The organism is Pseudomonas sp. AU12215 (genome assembly GCF_001675465.2).
Lineage (GTDB): Bacteria > Pseudomonadota > Gammaproteobacteria > Pseudomonadales > Pseudomonadaceae > Pseudomonas > Pseudomonas nitroreducens.
Genome location: NZ_MACM02000050.1, coordinates 1 through 19,804 on the forward strand (window position 1 = coordinate 1; position 19,804 = coordinate 19,804).

At 66.2% G+C, this 19,804-nt stretch carries 21 protein-coding genes; 8 read left to right on the forward strand and 13 right to left on the reverse strand.

Annotated features, from left to right (window positions below; genetic code table 11):
* From A9513_RS36485 to A9513_RS12480, 4 genes are all read left to right on the forward strand, one after another.
* On the forward strand, positions 1-93 hold a 93-nt coding region (locus A9513_RS36485), incomplete at its 5' end, for a hypothetical protein (protein WP_255302848.1).
* 10 nt (positions 94-103) lie between these two features.
* Positions 104-1,276 (forward strand): CaiB/BaiF CoA-transferase family protein, encoded by a 1,173-nt coding sequence (locus A9513_RS12470; RefSeq protein WP_065084915.1) that lies wholly within the window; start codon positions 104-106, stop codon positions 1,274-1,276.
* Positions 1,273-2,418: an acyl-CoA dehydrogenase family protein gene (locus A9513_RS12475; RefSeq protein ID WP_065084916.1), complete on the forward strand. Its 1,146-nt coding sequence runs from the start codon at positions 1,273-1,275 to the stop codon at positions 2,416-2,418. Before A9513_RS12470 ends, A9513_RS12475 begins: the two co-directional genes overlap by 4 nt.
* Before the next feature lie 107 nt (positions 2,419-2,525).
* Positions 2,526-3,938 (forward strand): cytosine permease, encoded by a 1,413-nt coding sequence (locus A9513_RS12480; protein ID WP_024766947.1) that lies wholly within the window; start codon positions 2,526-2,528, stop codon positions 3,936-3,938.
* Positions 3,939-3,999: 61 nt separating this feature from the next.
* Here the strand turns inward: A9513_RS12480 and A9513_RS12485 are convergent, their stop codons facing one another.
* Genes A9513_RS12485 through A9513_RS12495 form a run of 3 tightly spaced genes read right to left on the reverse strand, consistent with a single transcriptional unit; the run spans position 4,000 to position 6,031 of the window.
* Positions 4,000-4,323 carry a hypothetical protein gene (locus A9513_RS12485; protein WP_065084917.1) on the reverse strand — a complete coding sequence of 108 codons (324 nt, stop codon included), beginning with the start codon at positions 4,321-4,323 and terminating at the stop codon, positions 4,000-4,002.
* Entirely contained in the window at positions 4,320-4,844 is a 525-nt protein-coding gene (locus tag A9513_RS12490; protein ID WP_065084918.1) for a thiamine pyrophosphate-binding protein, read from the reverse strand. Before A9513_RS12490 ends, A9513_RS12485 begins: the two co-directional genes overlap by 4 nt.
* On the reverse strand, positions 4,841-6,031 hold the full coding sequence (locus A9513_RS12495) for a PepSY domain-containing protein (protein WP_065084919.1): 1,191 nt from the start codon (positions 6,029-6,031) through the stop codon (positions 4,841-4,843). The genes A9513_RS12490 and A9513_RS12495 overlap by 4 nt, the downstream gene beginning before the upstream one ends.
* A 287-nt stretch (positions 6,032-6,318) precedes the next feature.
* Between A9513_RS12495 and A9513_RS12500 the strand changes: the two genes are divergently transcribed.
* From A9513_RS12500 to A9513_RS12510, 3 genes are all read left to right on the forward strand, one after another.
* Entirely contained in the window at positions 6,319-6,939 is a 621-nt protein-coding gene (locus A9513_RS12500; RefSeq protein ID WP_065084920.1) for a hypothetical protein, read from the forward strand.
* The gene (locus tag A9513_RS12505) at positions 6,936-7,256 is read left to right on the forward strand and encodes a transcriptional repressor (protein WP_065084921.1); all 321 of its coding nucleotides are present in this window, start codon (positions 6,936-6,938) and stop codon (positions 7,254-7,256) included. The genes A9513_RS12500 and A9513_RS12505 overlap by 4 nt, the downstream gene beginning before the upstream one ends.
* A gap of 267 nt (positions 7,257-7,523) precedes the next feature.
* Positions 7,524-8,630 carry an NADH:flavin oxidoreductase/NADH oxidase gene (locus A9513_RS12510; protein WP_024766941.1) on the forward strand — a complete coding sequence of 369 codons (1,107 nt, stop codon included), beginning with the start codon at positions 7,524-7,526 and terminating at the stop codon, positions 8,628-8,630.
* 59 nt (positions 8,631-8,689) lie between these two features.
* Here the strand turns inward: A9513_RS12510 and A9513_RS12515 are convergent, their stop codons facing one another.
* The 3 genes from A9513_RS12515 to A9513_RS12525 are packed head-to-tail and all read right to left on the reverse strand — an operon-like array spanning position 8,690 to position 10,853.
* Positions 8,690-9,496: a hypothetical protein gene (locus tag A9513_RS12515; RefSeq protein WP_065084922.1), complete on the reverse strand. Its 807-nt coding sequence runs from the start codon at positions 9,494-9,496 to the stop codon at positions 8,690-8,692.
* A 26-nt stretch (positions 9,497-9,522) separates the two neighbouring features.
* Positions 9,523-9,924, reverse strand: coding sequence for a TssQ family T6SS-associated lipoprotein (locus A9513_RS12520; protein WP_083196103.1), 402 nt, complete (start codon positions 9,922-9,924; stop codon positions 9,523-9,525).
* Positions 9,925-9,962: 38 nt separating this feature from the next.
* Positions 9,963-10,853: a hypothetical protein gene (locus A9513_RS12525; RefSeq protein WP_065327402.1), complete on the reverse strand. Its 891-nt coding sequence runs from the start codon at positions 10,851-10,853 to the stop codon at positions 9,963-9,965.
* A 513-nt stretch (positions 10,854-11,366) separates the two neighbouring features.
* On the opposite strand from A9513_RS12525, the gene A9513_RS12530 reads away from it, so the two are divergent.
* Positions 11,367-11,696, forward strand: coding sequence for a hypothetical protein (locus tag A9513_RS12530; RefSeq protein WP_024766938.1), 330 nt, complete (start codon positions 11,367-11,369; stop codon positions 11,694-11,696).
* 98 nt (positions 11,697-11,794) lie between these two features.
* Here the strand turns inward: A9513_RS12530 and A9513_RS12535 are convergent, their stop codons facing one another.
* The 7 genes from A9513_RS12535 to A9513_RS12565 form a co-directional block, all read right to left on the reverse strand.
* The gene (locus A9513_RS12535; protein ID WP_065084924.1) at positions 11,795-12,952 is read right to left on the reverse strand and encodes a methyl-accepting chemotaxis protein; all 1,158 of its coding nucleotides are present in this window, start codon (positions 12,950-12,952) and stop codon (positions 11,795-11,797) included.
* A gap of 198 nt (positions 12,953-13,150) precedes the next feature.
* Positions 13,151-13,627, reverse strand: coding sequence for an ester cyclase (locus A9513_RS12540; protein ID WP_065084925.1), 477 nt, complete (start codon positions 13,625-13,627; stop codon positions 13,151-13,153).
* Between the two features lie 86 nt (positions 13,628-13,713).
* Positions 13,714-15,576, reverse strand: a complete 1,863-nt coding sequence (locus A9513_RS12545; protein ID WP_065084926.1) for an FAD/NAD(P)-binding protein — start codon at positions 15,574-15,576, stop codon at positions 13,714-13,716.
* A gap of 179 nt (positions 15,577-15,755) precedes the next feature.
* Complete coding sequence (locus tag A9513_RS12550; RefSeq protein WP_065084927.1) at positions 15,756-17,180, reverse strand: gamma-aminobutyraldehyde dehydrogenase; 1,425 nt, start codon at positions 17,178-17,180, stop codon at positions 15,756-15,758.
* 102 nt (positions 17,181-17,282) lie between these two features.
* Positions 17,283-18,089: an ABC transporter permease gene (locus A9513_RS12555; RefSeq protein ID WP_024766933.1), complete on the reverse strand. Its 807-nt coding sequence runs from the start codon at positions 18,087-18,089 to the stop codon at positions 17,283-17,285.
* On the reverse strand, positions 18,079-19,017 hold the full coding sequence (locus A9513_RS12560) for an ABC transporter permease (RefSeq protein WP_089285880.1): 939 nt from the start codon (positions 19,015-19,017) through the stop codon (positions 18,079-18,081). Before A9513_RS12560 ends, A9513_RS12555 begins: the two co-directional genes overlap by 11 nt.
* 13 nt (positions 19,018-19,030) lie before the next feature.
* The coding region (locus tag A9513_RS12565) for an ABC transporter ATP-binding protein (RefSeq protein WP_065084929.1) at positions 19,031-19,804 on the reverse strand (774 nt) is incomplete at its 5' end.

A 19,804-nucleotide genomic window follows, 5' to 3' on the forward strand; every position in this document is an offset into this window, starting at 1 on the left:
ACCGGCGTGATGCGCCATGCCGACGCGGGTTATCAGATCGCGATCGATTGCGCCAAGGAACAGGGCCTGAACCTGCCGATGATCACTGGCTGAGGACTCGAGCATGAGCAATGTGACTGAACTGCCCACACCGCAGCCGCTCAACGGCGTGCGCGTACTGGACCTGAGCCGCGTGCTGGCCGGGCCGCACTGCACCGCGATGCTTGCCGACCTCGGCGCCGAAGTGATCAAGTTCGAAGTGCCGGGGCACGGCGACGACAGCCGCCATCTCGGCCCGTTCAAGGACGGCGAAAGTGTCTATTTCGGCTTGATCAACCGCGGCAAGCGCAGCGTCGAGCTGGACTTCAAGGCGCCGGAAGACCTGCAACGTTTCTATGACCTGGTGGCGGACGCCGACGTGGTGGTGGAGAACTTCCGCCCCGGCGTCACCCAGCGCCTGGGCATCGATTTCGACAGCCTCAGGCAGCACAACCCGAAGCTGATCTACGCGAGCATTTCCGGTTTCGGCCAGAACGGCCCGCTGTCGCGCCGCCCGGCCTACGACATCGTCGCCCAGGCGATGTCCGGGCTGATGAGCGTCAGCGGTTTCCCCGAGACCGGGCCGACCCGCAGCGGCGAAGCACTCGGCGACCTGTGCGCCGGCGTCTATGCGGCCTGGGCGATCAGCAGCGCGCTGTTCTCCCGCGAGCACCAGGGCAGCAGCGCGCAGTACATCGACGTGGCGATGTTCGACGTGCTGGTCAGCCTGCAGATGACCGGCCTGTCCAACCTGTTCGCCCACGGCAGGGCGCCGGGGCTGGTGGGTAACCGCCACCCGGTGTCGACGCCGTTCGACACCTACCGCGCCGCCGACGGCCTGGTGGTGATCGCGGTGGCCAGCGACAAGCTGTTCCGGCGCTTCTGCGAAAGCATCGGCCGCGGCGAACTGGCCGACGATCCGCGCTTTGCCGACGACCCCTCGCGCACCCGCAACGAACAGGCATTGCGTGCCGAGATCGAGGCCTGGACCGGCCAGCGCAGCGTCGAGCAGGCCTGCGACCTGCTGCTGGATGCCGGCGTGCCGGCCTCGCCGGTATGGAACCTCGCCGAGGCCACCGGCAGCGAACAGGCGCAGGTGCGCCAACTGCTGGTGCAGCCGGGCGACGGCCAGCCGCCACTGGTGCCGCAACCGGTCTACTTCAACGGGCGCAAGCCCCACGCCGCGACGCGCGCTCCCCGATTGGGCGAAGCCAATGCCGCGTTCGGCCTCACGAATAAAGCAGGAGCTGTGCAATGAACTTCGACATCGACGCCACCGAACTGGCCATCGTCGACTCCGCCGAGCGGGTCTGCCGCGACGTGCTGGCCGCCAACGCCCAGCGCTATGACGAAGAAGAGGCCTTCTGCGCCGAAAGCCTGCAGGCCCTCGGCGAGCTGGGCTTCATGGGCATCAACCTGCCGGAAACCTATGGCGGCTTCGGCATCGGCAGCCTGGCCATGAGCCGGGTGGTCGAGGCGGTGTCGGCGGCCTGCGCCTCCACTGCGTCAGCGTTGACCGCACACTTCCTCGCCACCGATTCGATCCTCATCGGCGGCACCGAGGAGCAACGCCAGGAATGGCTGCCGCGCTGTGCCAGCGGTGAGCTGCTCGGCGCCTTCGGCCTGACCGAACCGGCAGCCGGCTCCAACCCGGCGGACATGCGCACCCGTGCCGTGCGCGAGACCGGCGGCTGGCGGATTCGCGGCAGCAAGCACTACATCACCAATGCCCGCGAAGCCGACTTCATCGTGCTCTACGCCAAGACCGACCCGGAGGCCGGCGCCCGTGGCATCAGCGCCTTCCTGATTCCCAAGGGCACCGCCGGCGTCACCTTCGCCAACCCGGAAAAGACCATGGGCCTGCGCGGCAGCACCATCTACGAGCTGGCGCTGGACTGCTGGCTGCCGGCGGATGCGCTGCTGGGCGAGGAAAACCAGGGCTTCCGCACCGCCATGGAAGTGCTGGATCGCGGCCGCGTGGAAGTCGCCGCCATGTCGCTGGGCATCGCCCGCGCGGCCATGGAGTACGCCTTGAAGTGGGTGGATGAGCGGCAGATCGGCACCAAGCCGTTGTCGGCTTACCAGGGCACCCAGTGGCGCATCGCCGATATGCACGCGCAGTTCCAGGCCGCGCGCCTGCTTACCCAGCAGGCCGCCGCGCGGCGTGACAGCGGCGAGCGCTTCAGCCTCGAGTCGGCGACCGCCAAATTGTTCGCCGCCGAGGCCTGCGGCTTCATCACCGACGCCGCGCTGCAACTGCACGGCGGTTACGGCTACATCCGCGACCTGCCGCTGGAGCGCTTCGTGCGCGACGCGCGAATCCTGCGGATCTTCGAGGGAACCTCCGAGGTGCAGAAGATCATCATCTCCCGCGCCGTGCTGGATGCCGCCCGCCATTGACGGCAGGTACGGGGCGGCCTCCGCTGCCGCCCCGGCGAATCAGGAAACGCTGTGCATAACAACAACAGCGCGGCTGGGCGAACGTCCGGCGGCGAGGAGAACGCTTCATGGCTGGTAAGTCCCTGATCGAAACCCGCTCCATCGATTACATTCCCCAGGCTGAACGGCACGGCCGCCTGTTCAGCCAGTTCACCCTGTGGTTCGGCTGCAACCTGCAGATCACCGCCATCGTCACCGGCGCGCTGGCGGTGGTGCTGGGCGGCGATGTGTTCTGGTCGCTGATCGGCCTGCTCATCGGGCAGATATTCGGCGGCGTGGTGATGGCGCTGCACGGCGCCCAGGGGCCCAAGCTCGGTCTGCCGCAGATGATCTCCAGCCGCGTGCAATTCGGCGTGTTCGGCGCAGTGATCCCGCTGGTGCTGGTCTGCGTGATGTATGTCGGCTTCAACGCCACCGGCACGGTGCTGGCGGGCCAGGCCATCGGCCAGTTGGCCCATGTCAGCGATACCGTCGGCATCCTGGTGTTCGCGGCGGTCATCGTCGCGGTGACAGTCTGCGGTTACCGGGTGATCCACTGGCTGGGCAAGGCCGCCAGCGTGCTGGGCATCGTCGCCTTCGCCTACCTGTTCGTGCGTCTGCTGTCGGTCAACGACATCGGCGTGCTGCTGGAGAACCGCCACTTCGCCTGGAACACCTTCCTGCTCGCCGTTTCCCTGGCGGCGTCCTGGCAGATCGCCTTCGGGCCCTACGTGGCGGACTACTCGCGCTACCTGCCGAGCGAAACCTCGTCGCCGAAGACCTTCTTCGCGGTGGGCCTGGGCTCGGTGCTCGGTTCGCAGACGTCCATGGTCCTCGGCGTGTTCGCCGCGGCGCTGGCCGGCAAGGAGTTCTCCGGGCAGCCGGTGGCTTACGTGGTCGGCCTGGGGGCGAGTGGCATGATGGCGTCCGCACTGTTCTTCAGCGTGGCCTTCGGCAAGGTGACCATCGCGACGTTGAACGCCTATGGCAGCTTCATGTGCATCGCCACCATCATCAGCGGCTTCCGTGGCCAGTTGAAGGTCACGCACCTGCAGCGTCTGCTGTTCGTGCTGGTGATCGTCGGCCTTTCCACCGGCCTGGCGCTGGCCGGGCAGCACTCTTTCCTGGCCGCGTTCAAGTCGTTCCTGCTGTTCCTGCTGGCGTTCTTCACGCCGTGGAGCGCGATCAACCTGGTGGACTACTACTGCATTACCCGCGAGCGCTATGACATCCCCGCGCTGTCCGATCCCGACGGCCGCTATGGCCGCTGGAACTGGACCGGCATCGGCGTCTACTGCTTCGGTGTGCTGGTGCAGATGCCCTTCATCGACAGCGGTTTCTACACCGGCCCGTTGGTGGAGACGCTGGGGGGCGTGGATATCTCCTGGCTTATCGGCCTGCTGCTGCCGGCCTTGGCCTACTACTGGCTGGCCGCCAGGAGTCAACGCTCAGTGCCGGCCGCGCTGGTGCTGCCGGGGCAGGGCGAGTCCTCCGCTGCCTGAGGGACGGTGCGCCGCTATTGGCGCACCCTCGCTTCCCGGACGGGGGCTCGGCTGATTGCGCTCAGAGCCCCCGGATCTCGCTCGGCTCGACTTCCACCTGATAGCCCGGCCCGACATCGAAGAGGATGTAGAAGTCCTCGCCGGGGCGCTTGAAGGTCAAGCTGGAATCCGCGCCCAGCCTGCCGGGGGCCAGCACCCGGTTGTCGGCGGCGCTCATCACGTCCAGGGTCACACCCGGGGCGTCGCTGCCGTCGGTGAAGCCGCCAACGCAGCGGATGGTCTCGGCATCCAGCGCCGTGCATTCGCAGAAGGGCGCGTGGGCCAGAGCGCTGGCGCTGGCGCCCAGGCCGAGCAGCAGGGCGCTGTGCTTGAGGATCGCTTTCATCGATTGCTCCGGGTCTTTTCCAGCCAGGCCACCAGCGAAGGCGAGGCCTGGTCGAGAGGGATCTGCGCCTGGTGCACGGCGCCATCCCAGCCTTCCACGGTCAGCCACAACTTGTCGGCCGGGGTGACCCGAGCCGGGATCGTGACTTCCGCGAACTGCTGGTGCGGCGTACCGGCGAACAGCCCGCCGGCGGCCCGCAGGCTGCGCGGTTCGCCGATACGCAGGTAGGCGGCCTTCACCTGTGCAGAGCAGCTGTCGCAGAGGGCCAGGGTAAAGGCCTTGACGAAGCCGGCGCGGCCTTCGTCTTCCGGTTCGCCGACTTCCCATTCGGCCATGCGCGCGGTCCAGGGGCCGACCTGCAGATTGCCGATCTCGCGCTCGCCCAGGCCGCGTAGGCCACGGTCCAGTTTCGCCTCGTGGAAGTACTGCGGCATGAAGCCCAGGGGAATCAGCACCAGCAGGGCGCTGAGGTGGAAACGCCAGCGCAGCCATAGGCGGCGCAGCTTGCTGTTGCTGCTCATTGGCTGGCCTCCGCGGTGGCCGCGACAGCGATGCGCTCGCGGGCTTTCTGCTTCTTCAGTTCCTTGGCGGTGGCGATCAGGGTGCGCTTGCTCCAGATCATCAGGCCGCTGAGCACCATCATGCTGAGGATCAGGCCGAACACGAACCAGATCAGCTTGACCCACACGCCACCGAAATCGCCGGTGTGCAGCGGGCGCATGGACTCGGTGACGAACTCCAGGCCCGAGCGGTCGCCCAGCAGGCGAGTCGAGGCGATGCTGCCGTCATAGGGGTTCACCTGGGCGCTTTCGGACATCAGCGGGTACCAGGCCTTGCCGAAGATCGTCACCGGGTCGTAGGCGCTGGAGGGCAGGCGGAAGAAGGTCGGCTCGAAGCCGGGAATCCGTTGCTGCGCGGACAGCACGGCGGCGTCCAGGCCGATGCGCGGTGGCGCCTTGCCGTCCACGCCCAGTGGGATGCTGTCGCGCTGGATGATGGTCGGTACGCCCTCGCTGGAGATGGAAATGCTGTTGTCGAACAGCACCGCCTGGATCAGGAACCAGGTGCCGGTGATGGAAATCACCGCGATGAACCAGATCGACCAGATACCCATCAGCCGGTGCATGTCGCCCCAGAAGATGCGCGCGCCCTGGCGCAGGCGCAGGCGCAGGGTCGGCTTGAGGAAGCCGCGCCAGAAGCGCTTGTACACCACCAGGCCGGTGACCAGCGAGGCGAGCATCGGCAAACCGAGCAGCGAGACCAGGTACCAGCCCCAGCTGAAACCGTGGTTGAAGGGCACCAGCCACCAGCCGTGCAGCGCACGGGTGAACTGGCGGAAGTCGAACAGCGGCATCTTGCCCTGGATGACCCCGGTGTAGGGGTTCACGTAGAGCATGGCGGTAGCGCTGTCGGGATAGGTGACGCTGACTCGCAGCGCAAAATGCATTTCGCTGGGTGCGCTGATCATGCGCACGGCGGCCTGCGGTTGCTGCTGGGCCATGGCGGCGAGTACCTGGTCGTAGCCCAGGCGTTGGGCGTCATCATCCGGCGGATTGGCGCGCACGGACGGATCGGCCAGCCAGACAATCTCCTGGCTCACCGTGGCCAGGGTGCCGGTGATGCACACCAGGAACACGAAGAACCAGATGGGCAGGGCCAGCCAGCTGTGGACCAGGAACCAGAGTCTGGAGCGGGATTTCTTGGACATGGGGAATCACGGCCACACAAGGGAAAGGCAATGGAAAAGGCCCCCGCCGGACAAGGCCGGCGAGGCGCGAAGACACCCAGTCGCAGCGGTGTTCTAGGAGTAAGGACGGATGAGATCGAAAAACCGGCCATCTGCAGTTGCAAATAAATGTTTCGGTGCGGTTTTCGCGGTCTTTTCCATTTCTTTACACATTTTCTGTGCGTGTTTTTTGCGGCTCATCCGTCTTGTATGTGAAAACGATCGATTCGCAACGGAAGCGAACTTCAGCCAGACAACAGGAGAACCGCATGACCTTCTACCTTCGCCAGCTCACGCTGCTGGCCGTGGCGCTGAGCTGTGCGCCATTGGCCAACGCGGACTACCTGTGGCTGGAGCGCAATGCAGGCCAGAGCGCGAAAAGCTATTTCAGCGAACAGCAGCCCGGCGAGCACCTGCCGGTGACCCAGTTGCAGAACGCTCACGTCGTGCTCGGCGAGGGCAAGACGGCGCCGATGAAGGCTGGCGTCGAGTCCTTCGATATCGGCGCCGTGCCGCCGGGCGACCTGCGCGTCACCGCCCAGCGTGCCGAAGGCAGCACCCTGACCATTTATCAGGCCCGCGAGGGACGCACCGAGACCCGGGCGCAGAATGATCTGGAGCTGGTGCCCACGACGCCCGGCGGCAATACCTTCGCCCTGCACTGGAAGGGCACCGTGGTGCCGGCCTCGCAGGTCAACGTGTACACCTCCGAGCAGTGGAGCCGCAGCCTGAAGCCGGCAGCCGACGGCACCGTGACCCTGGCCACGCCGTTCCCGGCGCGCTACGTGCTGGAGGTCTCGGCCCAGGTCAACGGCGGTGCCAGCGTCGACGGCAAGCGCTACGACAGCGTGATCCACGTTTCCACCCTGTCCTTCGAGGTGCGCCCATGAGAGTTGCGATCAAAGCCAGTCCGGTGATCCGCCCACGCCTGCCGCGCCCGGCCCGGCAACTGCTGGAACATGCCGGCCTGCGCAGCAGCCTGCCGCGGCTGAACATCCTCGATGCGCTGGTGGCTTGCCGCAAGGCGACTGCCGTAGAGCTGCACGCTTACCTGGAGGAGCCAGGGCTGCCCATCTCCCTCAGCTGCGTCAGTCAGACGCTGCGCCGCCTGCACCTCTCCGGCCTGCTCGAACGTGACGAGAACAAGCGCTACAGCCTGGCAGCCGGAGCGGTGGCGGCCATGGGCAAGTCGAGCGAGTTGCACTGACGACGGTGGCTCCCCTGTGGGAGCGAGTCATCTCCCGCGATCCGGCCTGCAGGCCGGCTCAGCGCGTCGCCATCGGCCCTGGCGGAGCCGAGATTTCGCGCAAAAGCTTCGTTCATGCATCAGCCAGTGCAATAGCGGGCCGTGCGCATTGAACCCGCCAGGCTCCGTCAGTGGTCGGCGGCGGCCACCTATCGTCGGGACCTATCCTTAGGCGATCCCGGTCTACAGTTGAAGTGACAAGTTCTGAAGACCCGAGGGAGTGCCACCATGAGCCAGTTGTTCGAGCCCCTGACCCTGCGCCAGCTGACCCTGTCCAACCGTATCGCCGTATCCCCCATGTGCCAGTATTCCGCCCAGGACGGCCTGGCCAACGACTGGCACCTGGTGCACCTGGGCAGCCGCGCAGTCGGCGGCGCCGGCCTGGTGATAGTCGAGGCCACGGCGGTCGCCCCGGAAGGGCGGATCAGCGCCGAGGACCTGGGCATCTGGAATGATGAGCAGGTCGAGCCGCTGCGGCGTATCACCCGTTTCATCGAGTCCCAGGGCGCGGTGGCCGGCGTGCAGCTGGCCCATGCCGGACGCAAGGCGAGTACCTGGGCACCCTGGCTGGGCAAGCACGGCTCGGTGCCGATCAGCGAAGGCGGCTGGACACCGGTGGCGCCCTCGGCCATCGCCTTCGACCCACAGCACACCGCGCCCATCGCCCTGAGCGAAGAGCAGATGTCGACCATCAAGCATCAGTTCGTGCGCGGCGCCGAGCGGGCCCTTGCCGCCGGCTTCAAGATCGCCGAGGTGCATGCCGCCCATGGCTATCTGCTGCACCAGTTCCTCTCGCCGCTTTCCAACCAGCGGCGCGACCAGTACGGCACCTGCTTCGAGAACCGCATCCGCTTCCTCCTCGAAATCACCGAGGCGGTGCGTGCGGTGTGGCCGCAGGAGTTGCCGCTGTTCGTCCGCCTGTCCGCCACCGATTGGGTGGAGGACGGCTGGAACCCCGACGAGACCGTTGAGCTGGCACGGCGCCTGAAGGGCCTGGGGGTGGACCTGATCGATGTGTCTTCCGGTGGCACTGCGGCCAACGCCGAGATTCCCGTGGGGCCGGGCTATCAGACGCAGTTCGCCGAGCGGGTGCGCAAGGAAGCCGGTATCGCCAGCGGCACCGTCGGCATGATCACCGAACCGGTGCAGGCGGAACACATCCTGCGTACCGGGCAGGCCGACCTGATCCTGCTGGCCCGGGAGCTGCTGCGCGATCCGTACTGGCCGCTGCACGCCGCCGATGAGCTGGGCGGGCAGCCGGTGCCGTGGCCGGCGCAATACCTGCGCGCCGCGCAACGAGGTACGCCCAAACGCAAGGCCTTCGGGCAGGCCTGAGGCCGGACGGGCTCACTCCCTGGACGTTCTGCGGCAGCCACCAGACCGGTGGCTGCCGATCATCTGCGGACGCTTTCCTTGAACTGGAACAGCGCTGGGCGCAGCGGGGTGGTGAAGGAGCGCTTCTCTTCGTCGAGCGCGGTGGTCACTGGCGTGCTGTCTACGCTGTTGATGACCCAGGTGTCCCCTTCGTGTTTCAGCGAATAGGCCAGCGGCACGCCGTTCCTGAGCACGGGCTCGGGTCTCGCGCGCGCCAGGGCATACAGTGTGACTTCGTAGGCTTCGGCTTCTCCGGTCTGGCCGCGGTCGACGGGAACCAGACGCGCATAGTTCAGCACGGCAGAACCGGGTAGGCGCCCCAGCAGGTGTTCCCCCAGCGAGGCCTCGGCATAAAGCGGATAGTAAGTGGGGGCGGGCGTGCTGACGTCGACAACGTGAAGAAAGCCGTAGAGTCGCCAGTCGCCAGCTCCGAACAGACCGGTGCCGGGGCCCGCCAGTACCTGGTAATGGCGTTTCGGCAGCTTGATGTCCAATAGGCGGGTGTTGCGCATGTCCAGCCGTGGGAAATTGCCCCAGGGCGTGTCGATGGCGTCGAAGCGCTTGCTGCCGATCACCACCGAGGCGGCCTCTCCGGCAATTTCCAGGTAGGACGGCGCGTTCTTCACGTCGGTGCGGTATTCGGTGCCGGCTTTCGACTCCTGCGGGGTGAAATGGGAGCCCAGCACGGAGGTGGAAACCTGTTCGACGCTCCAGAGGCTCTCGACAGCCGAGTTCAGGCTTTCATGCGTTTCGGCTTGGGCGAGCGGTAGCACCGACAGCAGCGGTAGCGACAGGAGGTAGCGGCGTAGCCGGTGAGTAAGCGGCATGGAAGTCTCGCGATCAGGAGAGAGGTTCAACGGCGCGCCGCCTGGACGAACACCGGTCCCCAGAGGGGATGGCTGGCTTCGGCAGTTCCCGGGTGGAAGGTCGGATCGATCTGCAGGGCGCGGTCGAAGGCGAAGCGGCACTGGATCGGTCGTTCGGTCACGCAATAACTGAACGCCAGGTACTTGAGGGCCTTCAGTTGTACCTGCGCATCGGCGCGCCAGATGGCTGGCGAGAGGAACGTCTGTTCGGCCAGGTAGTAATTCCCGGCCTCGTATGCGCGCAGGCCTTCGTCGAAGGTGTGCTCGGCGAGTACCTGGGCATCATCCGCAGGTGGTGCGGGCGGTGCCTCGCGCTGGCTGCTGCAAGCGGAAACCGTTACCAGGCAGGCGATCAGCAGCGGTGTCGAGAGAGTGCGCAGAGTCTTCATGGAGGGATCCATACAGGTCAAAGGGGGCCGGCCGACGTTTATTGGAGGCTGTGTCGGAGCGTCACGGATTGTCCTGCGGAAATCTGCACATCCTGTCTGTAGGCCGGCAGGTCGGGGTTGCGCAGTTCGATTCGGTAACTTCCCGGTGGCAGTTGCAGCTTGAACAGGGGCGGGCTGATGCCGCGCTTCCTGCCGTCGATCCAGACTTCGCCCCAGGGCTGAACGATGACGCTCAGGGTGCCTGTTGCGACGGGCGCAGGCGTACTGCCAGGTGGCGTCGGGCTCATGGCCTTGCTGCCGGTGACGGGCATGGCCTGGGTGCGCTGCGGATGAGGCTTGTGTTTCTGCTCGGCTGCGGCCATGGGAGCTGACGGCCGTTTCATCACCGGAGCCGATACCTCATGGGGCGCCGGCGTCGGGGCTGGTGCTGCTGCTTGAACCGGATCGATGGGAGTAGCCGGCGTGGCCGGTACGGCTGCATCGGAGAGCGGGGCAGCCTGTTCCTCCGGCACCGGCTCGGATGGCGGAATGACCAAGGGGCCGTCGTCCATGGGTTCCTGGGTGACGGTATCGAGGCTATCTGCCGGGGACGCTGATCGGTCCACCACGCCCTGCTGACCGGGCTCTACCTGCGAGAGCTTGTCCGGCGCGGGTTCGCTCGGGAGATTGAGTTCATCATCGAGAGCCCAGGGTTGCCACAGCGCCAGCAGCAGAGCGGTGACCAGCGTCCCGACGATGACGCCGGCGATCAGCGGCCAGTTGACGGCTGGTCGGGGGACGGGCGCCAGCAAGTACGGCTCGGCCGTCGGCAGAGGCTCGACCGGCACCTGCGGAGCCGGCCGGGCGATTGTGGGGAGCGGGGCAGGCAGTGCGGCCACCGGGCGCGGCGGCAGTGTGTAGGTGGTACCGGGGCCATCCCAGAAGCTCAAGGCTTCCGTGGGAACCGATCGAGCCGGCTCGCTGGGAAATGTTTCGCCCTCGTCGATTGCATACGAGCCCCCCATTGTTGCCTCGCCGGAGGGGGCTTCGGGAAGCGAGCCATTCGGGTCGTTCCATGTATCTGGCGGGCAGGGAGTTTTGGCGTTCGGTTCCATCGGCTACATCTTCAAGGGGTGACGCGAGGTGAGGCTTGCTGGCTTCAGGCCGCAGGCAGATCGCCATACAGCAGGAGCAGAAATACAAAGCTGGAAAATGGCCGCGGATCATAGGAAGCGGGGGCCTTTCGGCTCAAATGCGCCGAGCTGTTTCCTGGGCTGGGACGGGGAAATGAGCATCAGGTCGCGCTTTACGAGCGGAATACGCGGCTGAAGGAAAGAGGTGACTCAATGGTCAGGAAAAGAAATGAAATGTGATATCTGTCGCAAGATGGCGATCTGATGCTACTCTCTGGGCGCTCGCGCAAGGATCGCGCCACTACCCACCAGAGCATCACTGGAGCACGCATGGACGCTTCTGCAACGCCTGCTGTCATCCCGCAATCGGAAATCGCCCTGCTGGCGAACATCCTCGCCCTCGCCACCCGCAACATGTCGAACCTCAGCACCCTGATCACCCAGTTGTCGGTGGAGCTTGGGCATAGCCCCGATCCGCACCTGCAGCGCGTGGGGCAGCGAGTACTCGCGGATGTGGATGTGCTGTCGAAATCACTGGATACCCAGTGGGAGCTGATCGGCGCGCTCTCGCGCTTCTGTCCGTTGCTGTCGCGCACGCCACTGGCGAAGCCGGCGCTGGTGACGGAAATCCATATCACCGAGTTACCGGACAGGACCTAGGCATACGCCCAGGCTCGCGAGCAAGCTCGATCCTACCGATGCCTCCAACGCCGGAGCCGACCTGGCAGGAGCGATCTTGCTGGCGAACAGTGCGGTGCTTACTCGCCGGCCTTGGCCAGTTCGAAGCTCATCAGCAGCGCCCATGGCGCATCGCTGTCGCCGACGCGGATCGGTTGCAGCAATTCCACGCGCTGGCCTTTCACCTGTTCCCAGGCCTTGCCCCGGGCGATGGCGTTGCGCGCCTCCTGCGGCAGTTCGCTGGCCTTGTCGCCCAGGCGCTTAGGGTCGGCGTGGGTGACGTAGACGCCCGCGTTGGAGAGCAGGGCGTAGCGACCATTGCCCATCGGCGCCAGCTTGCCGAGGCTTTCCTGCAACTGGTGCAGCGTGTAATCGGCGCCGAGGATGCCGAGGAAGCGGCCGTTGGAATACATGGGCGACATGAACGAGGTCATCAGCACGGTGTTGCCGCCGACGCTGTACTCGTAGGGCTCCATAAACACGTCGCGGCCCTTGTCGCGGGGGATCTGGTACCAGTCGCCGCTACCGTCGGCCTTGTCGTAGCCGACCAGGCATTCGCGCTGGGCCACGCCGCTGCCCCTGTGCCAGTAAGCCATGAGGCGGCCGCTGGCGTCGTGGCCGGGGCTGTCGGTGAACTCGCGGTCGCGGCCGTCGAAGGCGTTTGGCTCGCACCCGCAGGCGAAGGCCAGCAGCTCGGGATTGCGGGTCAGGTATTCGTGCATCACTGCGTCGATCTGCTCGCGCTGGGGGCCGAGGTTGCGGCTCTTCATGCCGAGGATGAAGTGCTTCAGGCCGTAGAGGGCGGTGGCCATCACGGCGAAGCGCGCTTCCAGGCGCTGGGTTTCGCTGGCCAGCACCACGCGGGCGGTGTCGAGCAGGCTGGAACGCTCGGCCTGCTCGACATCGGCCAGGGCTTTGGCACTCTCGCTCTTGATCGAGGCGACGACGTTGCCGATGTCGGCGGTGGCGTTGGCCGACTGGGTCGCCAGGCGGCGCACCTCATCGGCGACCACCGCGAAGCCACGCCCGCTTTCCCCGGCGCGGGCGGCCTCGATGGCGGCGTTGAGGGCCACCAGGTTGGTGTTCTTGGCGATCTGCTTGATGACTTCGGAGACCTTGCTGATCTCGGTCCAGCGCACATTGAGGTCGGCGATAAGCTGCTTGACCTGGTCGATGGTGGAGCGGGTGCTGGAGCTGTCTTCGGCCTTGGCGGGCCGCTTGTCGAGTGTGGTTGACATGGATTCGGACACTGCAGTGGCGGAGGAGGGCAGGGGTAGGCGAGGGCTTGTCTTCTTGTTATGTCAGCCGCGCCTTCTGGCGCGGCTGTAGAACACAAATGCTGGATATCGACCCGTAGGGCGAATAACGCGTAGCGTTATCCGCCGCCACGCTGGACGGCGGATTACCCGCTCCGGGTTATGCGCCCTGCGTTTCCGTTACCAGCCCAACTGCTTGTGCAGGCCGAGGGCGTCGTAGTAATCGCCCTGGTAGACGATCTTGCCGTCCTTGACCTTCACGTAGCTCACACCGTCGAACGACAGCGGCTTGTTGGTCGCCGGGGTCTGGGCATCCCAGGCGCCGGTGTTGGTGCCGCTGAAGGTCCACTGGAAGGCGATGCCGTCCTTGTCGACGATCGGCTTGCCGTTCATCCTCCATTTCAGGTCCGGCACGGCCCCTACGAACACCTTGATCACGTTGTCGCGCGCGGCATCGCGGCCCTTCTGCGGGGTGCCGACGGTGACGTCGAAGTACTCCGCATCCTTGGCCAGGTAGCCGGCGGCCTTCTCGGCATCGTGGGCGTTCCACGCGGCCATGTAGGCATCGACGATCTGTTTGGGCGACTCTGCGGCCTGTACGAGACCGGCAAAGGTGAACAGCGACAGCAGGTAAAACGCTCTGACGAGGTGACGCATGCTTGCCTCCGTTGCGGGCGTGCCCGCGGGTTGTCGGCCGGATGGCCGTTGGATGTGGCGCCACGCAGGGTGTGGCGCCGGGGATATCAGGACAGTTCACCCACCGCGCGCCAGGCCTCGTCGATGGCGGCATGTGCATAGGCGTCCCAGGCGGCATCGGAGTTGGCGATGGTGACGTTGCCGACCTTGGTGCGGGCCAGGTTCATCAGTTTTTCGCTCTCTTGCTCGTCATCGAAGAGGCTGTTGGAGAAGTACGAATAGCCGTGCGACCAACGGTTGATGGTGATCGCCTGGATATCCTTCTGGTGGTCGAAGCCGGCCGGGCCGAGCATGGCCTGCAACTGGTCGCGGATCATGCCTTCCATGTATTCGAAGCTCATGCCGTAGAGCTTGCCGCGGCCCACGCGGGCCTGGGTGCGCGCGTCCATGCCGGTGTTGGGGCTGGTGGGCACGTAGACCATGTGCAGGCCGATGGGCTGGTTCGGGTCGCGCGGGTGGCTGTAGCCGCCGATGTCCACCGGGTAGTCCAGCTTCACGCGGCTGTACGGCTGGCTGGGGGCGTAGATTTCGTGCACGCCCAGCTTCATGAAACTCTGCCAGTTGCGGATCACTACCTTGGTGTACACCAGTGGGAACTTCACGTTCTGCGCCAGGGCGTGGGACTGCTCGGCGGAGAGGTCGCGCAGTAGGTACGGGATGATCATGTTGTAGCAGGCCAGCACGCAGTGCTTGCCACGCACGCGGTGCAGGGCGCCGGCGCGGCTGTAGCCGACGTCCACGCCGCCGTCGCGGTTCTTCACGCTCACGGCGGTGCTGTTCAGGCGCAGGCGTACGGCGTTCTTGGGCTGGTCCAGTTTCGAGTAGTCGAAGGTGGCCAGGACGATGTCGTTCATGTCCTTGCCCGGCGCCACGCCCGGGATCAGGCCGCGCACCAGCAGGCGCGCCAGCGAGGCGTTGCCGTCGGGGAAGTGGTAGATGTACGGCTCTTCCATCTCGGACCTGGCTTCCTCGCTGATCGGCGAGAGGTCCATCGCACCGAAACCGGGGAAGCCCACGGAGTAGGCCGAATCGGCGGAGACGGCGTCGATGCTCAGCGCTGAGAAGTCGTTGGTGCGGCTGAGGAAGTAGCGGGTGGCGGCTTCGCTCAGGCCGACGTCCTTGCGCAGGAAGTCCTGGTAGCTGGTCTTGGCCAGGTGCGCTTCCTTCTCCTCGCGGGTCTTGCCGGCGAGGTAATCCTTGGGTGCTTCGTGCAGGTCGATCAGCGCCTGGCGGTCGGCCTCGGGCAGCGGGAAGTCGCCGATGAAGGCGCGCCAGCTGCGGGCGTTGAGTTTTTCCGGGGCGATGTCGTCGGCCACCATGGGCGTCGGGTCGCCGCTGACCATCTTCGCCTCGCCGAAGCCGGCCTTGTCGAAGAACACGCCGCGCGACAGGCCCAGGTTCGGGTAGAAGTCACGGTCGAAGGCGGTTTCGAAGCGGTCGACGTCGACGTTGAGCTGCTTGAGCAGGTTGTTGACCGTGTCGCTGTACAGGTGCTTGGGCGACTGGAAGGCTTCGCTGCCGCCGTAGCCGAGGATCATCCGGCCGCCGGCCTGGAATTCGTTGCGCTTGGCGTGGCCGCCGAAGTCGTCGTGGTTCTCGATGATCAGCACGCGCGCCTTGGGGTGCTTCTGCCGGTAGAACCAGGCCGCGGACAGGCCGCTGATGCCGCCGCCGACCACCACCAGGTCGTACTGCTCCTCGATCTTCAGGCCATCGGTGTCGAACACCTTCTTCTCCCAGCCCATCTGGTGCGCGACCTCGAACGCGCCGGGATGGCTGCCGCGCATGCCGGTCAGGGCAGGCGGGTAGTAGCGGCCGGACGGAGCGGCCTGGAGAAGTTGCAGCGGGGTGAGGCCCGCGCCGATGGTGAGGGCAACGCCGTTGAGGAAGTCGCGGCGGGTGATGGTCATGGGAAGTCCTTGCAAGGTGATGGCCCGGGGCAGGGCTGTCATGGTTTTGCCCTTCCCTGCCGGAAGGGGTTGCGGCATGCGTGGCCGCGCGGCGGCCCCGGTCGAGCGGGGTGCCGTTGAACCAGCGGACCTTGGTCCGCTGGTTGCTTTTTTCACCGTACTGTTGGGCCGCGCTCCAATCAGTGCTTGATCATTACGTGGCGGATGGCTGTGTAGTCCTCAAGGCCGTACATCGACATGTCCTTGCCGTAGCCCGACAGCTTCATGCCGCCATGGGGCATCTCGGTGGTCAGCATGAAGTGCGTGTTGACCCAGGTGCAGCCGTACTGCAGGCGCGCGGACAGGCGGTGGGCGCGGCCGATGTCGCTGGTCCACACCGAGGAGGCCAGGCCGTAGTCGGAGTCGTTCGCCCAGGCCAGCGCCTGCGCTTCGTCGTCGAACTCGGTGACCGAAACCACCGGGCCGAAGATTTCGCGGCGCACCACTTCGTCGTCCTGGCGGGCGCCGGCGAGCACGGTCGGCTCGAAGAAGAAGCCTGCGCGGTCGGCACGCTTGCCGCCGGTGACCACTTCGATGTGCGGCACCTGGCGGGCGCGCTCGACGAAGCCGATCACGCGCTCCAGGTGCTGTTCGGTGATGACCGGGCCCAGCTCGGTGTTCGGGTCGTCCTGCTCGCCGTACTGGATGCTGGCAACCGCTGCGCCGAGCTTCTCGACGAACTTGGCGTAGATGCCTTTCTGCGCGTAGATGCGGCAGGCGGCGGTGCAGTCCTGGCCGGCGTTGTAGAAGCCGAAGGTGCGGATGCCTTCCACGGCGGCGTCGATGTCGGCGTCGTCGAAGATGATCACCGGGGCCTTGCCGCCCAGTTCCATGTGCATGCGCTTCACGGTGTCGGCGGTGCCGGCGATGATGCGGCTGCCGGTGGCGACCGAACCGGTCAGCGACACCATGCGCACTTTCGGGTGGGTGGTCAGCGGCTCGCCGACGCTCGGGCCACGTCCGAACACCAGGTTGACCACGCCAGCGGGGAAGATGCCGGCCATCAGCTGCGCCAGGCGCAGGGCGGTCAGCGGGGTCTGCTCGGAGGGCTTGAGCACCACGGTGTTGCCGGCGGCCAGGGCCGGGCCGAGTTTCCACGCGACCATCATCAGCGGGTAGTTCCACGGCGCGATGGAGGCGACCACGCCCACCGGGTCGCGACGGATCATCGAGGTGTGGCCCGGCAGGTATTCGCCCGCGGCGGAGCCTTGCATCACGCGGCAGGCGCCAGCGAAGAAGCGGAACACGTCGGCCACCGCCGGCAGTTCGTCGTTCAGCGCGGCGGCGTAGGGCTTGCCGCAGTTGTTGGACTCCAGGCGGGCCAGTTCCTCGGCATTGGCGTCGATGGCGTCGGCCAGTTGCAGCAGGAGCATCGCGCGGTCTTTCGGCGCGGTCTGCGACCAGCTGTCGAAGGCGGCATCGGCGGCCAGCACGGCGGCGTCGACCTGGGCCGGGGTGGCCTCGGCGATTTCCACCAGGGTGGTGCCCAGGGAGGGGTTCAGGACGGCGAGCTTCTCGCCTTCGCCAGCGACCAGTTGGCCGTTGATCAGCAGGTGGGTTTGCATGGTTGAGTCCTCTTGGTCAGGAACGTGGTGCAAATTCGGTTGGGTGTTTCTTTTTAGGGGCCTGCCGGTTTTGAGCCGGCGGGCCTGAGGGGTTCTGTTGGCTTACTTGCCGCTCCCCGCCACGCCCTCGCCACCCTTGGTCAGGTAGTAGGCGCCGAGGATCGGCAGCATGGTCACGATCATCACCAGCATCGCCACCACGTTGGTCACCGGCACGTCGCGCGGGCGGCCCAGCTGGTTGAGCAGCCAGATCGGCAGGGTGCGTTCGTGGCCGGCGGTGAAGGTGGTGACGATGATCTCGTCGAAGGACAGCGCGAACGCCAGCATGCCGCCGGCCAGCAGCGCCGAGCCGAGGTTGGGCAGGATCACGTAGCGGAAGGTCTGCCAGCCGTCGGCGCCCAGGTCCATCGAGGCTTCGATGAGGCTGTGCGAGGTGCGGCGGAAACGCGCGATGACGTTGTTGTAGACGATCACCACGCAGAAGGTCGCGTGGCCGATGACGATGGTCAGGAAGCCCGGCTCGATGCCGAGGGTCTTGAACGCCGACAGCAGCGCGATGCCGGTGATGATGCCGGGCAGGGCGATCGGCAGGATCAGCATCAGCGAGATGCCTTCCTTGCCGAAGAAGTCGCGGCGGTACAACGCGGCGGCAGCAAGCGTGCCCAGGAGCATGGCGATCAGCGTGGCGACGCTGGCGATCTTCACCGACAGCTCGATGGCTTCGAGCACGTCCTGGCGCGCGAAGGCGACGCTGAACCAGTGCAGGGTGAAGCCCTTGGGCGGGAAGCTGAAGGCCGCGTCCTCGGTGTTGAAGGCGTACAGGAAGATGATCAGGATCGGGAAGTGCAGGAACACCAGCCCGCCCCAGGCAGCTGCTTTGAGCCCCCAGGAAGCTTTCTCAGAGTGCATCGAAGGCCCCCAGACGTTTGACGATGGAGAGATAGACGGCGATCAGCACAATCGGCACCAGGGTGAAGGCGGCGGCCATCGGCATGTTGCCGATCGCGCCCTGCTGGGCGTAGACCATGCTGCCGATGAAGTAGCCGGGCGGGCCCACCAGTTGCGGCACGATGAAGTCGCCCAGGGTCAGGCTGAAAGTGAAGATCGAGCCGGCGGCGATGCCGGGGATCGACAGCGGCAGGATCACCTGGAAGAAGGTCTGCCGCGGGTGCGCGCCGAGGTCCGCCGAGGCCTGCAGCAGCGACGGCGGCAGGCGCTCCAGGGAGGCCTGGATTGGCAGGATCATGAACGGCAGCCAGATGTACACGAACACCAGGAAGCGCCCGAAGCTGGAGGTGGACAGGGTGTTGCCACCGATCCCCGGAATGCCCAGCAGCAGGTTCAGCACGGGCTCCAGGCCCAGGTGCTGGACGAACCACATGGCGACGCCGCCCTTGGCCAGCAGCAGGGTCCAGGCGTAGGCCTTGACGATGTAGCTGGCCCACATCGGCATCATCACGGCGATGTAGAAGAACGCCTTGGTCTTGCCGGTGGTGTAGCGCGCCATGTAGTAGGCGATGGGGAAGGCCACCGCGCCGCTGGCGATGGACACCGCGACGGCCATCAGCACGGTGCGCTGGATGATGTCGAAGTTGGAGCCACTGAACAGCGAGCCGAAGTTGGCCCAGGTCAGGTCCGGCGTCACCGTCATGGTGAAGTCGTCGAAGGTGTAGAAACCCTGCCACAGCAGCGTCAGCAGCGAGCCGAGGTAGATCGCGCCGAACCACAGCAGCGGCGGGATCAGCAGCAGCGAGAGGTACAGCGTCGGCTTGCGGTAGAGCAGGTTGGACAGGCGGCGCAGCGGGCCATTGCTGGCCGCCGGCAGCGCTGCATTCATCGTCAGTTCCATCTCACGCGCCCTCGTTCAGCACCACCATCGCCTCGCGCGCCCAGCGAGCGGTCACGCGCTGGCCCGGCTGGTGGGCGAGGTCGATGTCGGCCCACTGGCTGTTGGCCTGGCTGAGGCAGAGGTTCTGGCCGTTGTCGAGACGGATCTCGTAGCGGGTCGCGGCGCCCTGGTACTGGATGTCGTGCAGCAGGCCGCTGATCTCGATGTCCGAGGTGGCGCGCTCGCCGTTGGCGAAGGTGATGTGCTCCGGGCGGATGGAGAAGGGCTGGGCGTTGCCGGTCAGGCTCTGGGCGATGTCGCCGCGCAGCACGTTGGAGGTGCCGACGAACTCGGCCACGAACGGAGTCGCTGGCTTCATGTAGAGGTTACGCGGGGTGTCGACCTGCTCGATGCGGCCCTTGTTGAACACGGCCACGCGGTCGGACATGGACAGCGCTTCGCTCTGGTCGTGGGTGACGAAGATGAAGGTGATGCCCAACTGGCGCTGCAGCTTCTTCAGCTCGCTCTGCATCTGCTCGCGCAGCTTGAGGTCGAGGGCACCGAGGGGTTCGTCCAGCAGCAGGACGCGCGGGCGGTTCACCAGGGCTCGGGCCAGGGCAACGCGCTGGCGCTGGCCGCCGGAGAGCTGCACCGGCTTGCGCACGCCGTAGCCGCCCAGGGCGACCATGCCGAGGGCTTCTTCGGCGCGCTTCAGGCGTTCGGCCTTGCCGATGCCTTTCACCTTCAGGCCGTAGGCGACGTTCTCCAGCACGCTCATGTGCGGGAACAGCGCGTA

What these genes read in the sequence shown, in the direction of transcription:
- A9513_RS12520 (WP_083196103.1), bottom strand. Translation starts at nt 9,924, where the DNA reads ATGAAGACTCTGCGCACTCTCTCGACACCGCTGCTGATCGCCTGCCTG.
- A9513_RS12505 (WP_065084921.1), top strand. Translation starts at nt 6,936, where the DNA reads ATGAGAGTTGCGATCAAAGCCAGTCCGGTGATCCGCCCACGCCTGCCG.
- A9513_RS12475 (WP_065084916.1), top strand. Translation starts at nt 1,273, where the DNA reads ATGAACTTCGACATCGACGCCACCGAACTGGCCATCGTCGACTCCGCC.
- A9513_RS12535 (WP_065084924.1), bottom strand. Translation starts at nt 12,952, where the DNA reads ATGTCAACCACACTCGACAAGCGGCCCGCCAAGGCCGAAGACAGCTCC.
- A9513_RS12550 (WP_065084927.1), bottom strand. Translation starts at nt 17,180, where the DNA reads ATGCAAACCCACCTGCTGATCAACGGCCAACTGGTCGCTGGCGAAGGC.
- A9513_RS12510 (WP_024766941.1), top strand. Translation starts at nt 7,524, where the DNA reads ATGAGCCAGTTGTTCGAGCCCCTGACCCTGCGCCAGCTGACCCTGTCC.
- A9513_RS12530 (WP_024766938.1), top strand. Translation starts at nt 11,367, where the DNA reads ATGGACGCTTCTGCAACGCCTGCTGTCATCCCGCAATCGGAAATCGCC.
- A9513_RS12480 (WP_024766947.1), top strand. Translation starts at nt 2,526, where the DNA reads ATGGCTGGTAAGTCCCTGATCGAAACCCGCTCCATCGATTACATTCCC.
- A9513_RS12500 (WP_065084920.1), top strand. Translation starts at nt 6,319, where the DNA reads ATGACCTTCTACCTTCGCCAGCTCACGCTGCTGGCCGTGGCGCTGAGC.
- A9513_RS12545 (WP_065084926.1), bottom strand. Translation starts at nt 15,576, where the DNA reads ATGACCATCACCCGCCGCGACTTCCTCAACGGCGTTGCCCTCACCATC.
- A9513_RS12555 (WP_024766933.1), bottom strand. Translation starts at nt 18,089, where the DNA reads ATGCACTCTGAGAAAGCTTCCTGGGGGCTCAAAGCAGCTGCCTGGGGC.
- A9513_RS12470 (WP_065084915.1), top strand. Translation starts at nt 104, where the DNA reads ATGAGCAATGTGACTGAACTGCCCACACCGCAGCCGCTCAACGGCGTG.
- A9513_RS12485 (WP_065084917.1), bottom strand. Translation starts at nt 4,323, where the DNA reads ATGAAAGCGATCCTCAAGCACAGCGCCCTGCTGCTCGGCCTGGGCGCC.
- A9513_RS12490 (WP_065084918.1), bottom strand. Translation starts at nt 4,844, where the DNA reads ATGAGCAGCAACAGCAAGCTGCGCCGCCTATGGCTGCGCTGGCGTTTC.
- A9513_RS12495 (WP_065084919.1), bottom strand. Translation starts at nt 6,031, where the DNA reads ATGTCCAAGAAATCCCGCTCCAGACTCTGGTTCCTGGTCCACAGCTGG.
- A9513_RS12515 (WP_065084922.1), bottom strand. Translation starts at nt 9,496, where the DNA reads ATGCCGCTTACTCACCGGCTACGCCGCTACCTCCTGTCGCTACCGCTG.
- A9513_RS12540 (WP_065084925.1), bottom strand. Translation starts at nt 13,627, where the DNA reads ATGCGTCACCTCGTCAGAGCGTTTTACCTGCTGTCGCTGTTCACCTTT.
- A9513_RS12560 (WP_089285880.1), bottom strand. Translation starts at nt 19,017, where the DNA reads ATGAATGCAGCGCTGCCGGCGGCCAGCAATGGCCCGCTGCGCCGCCTG.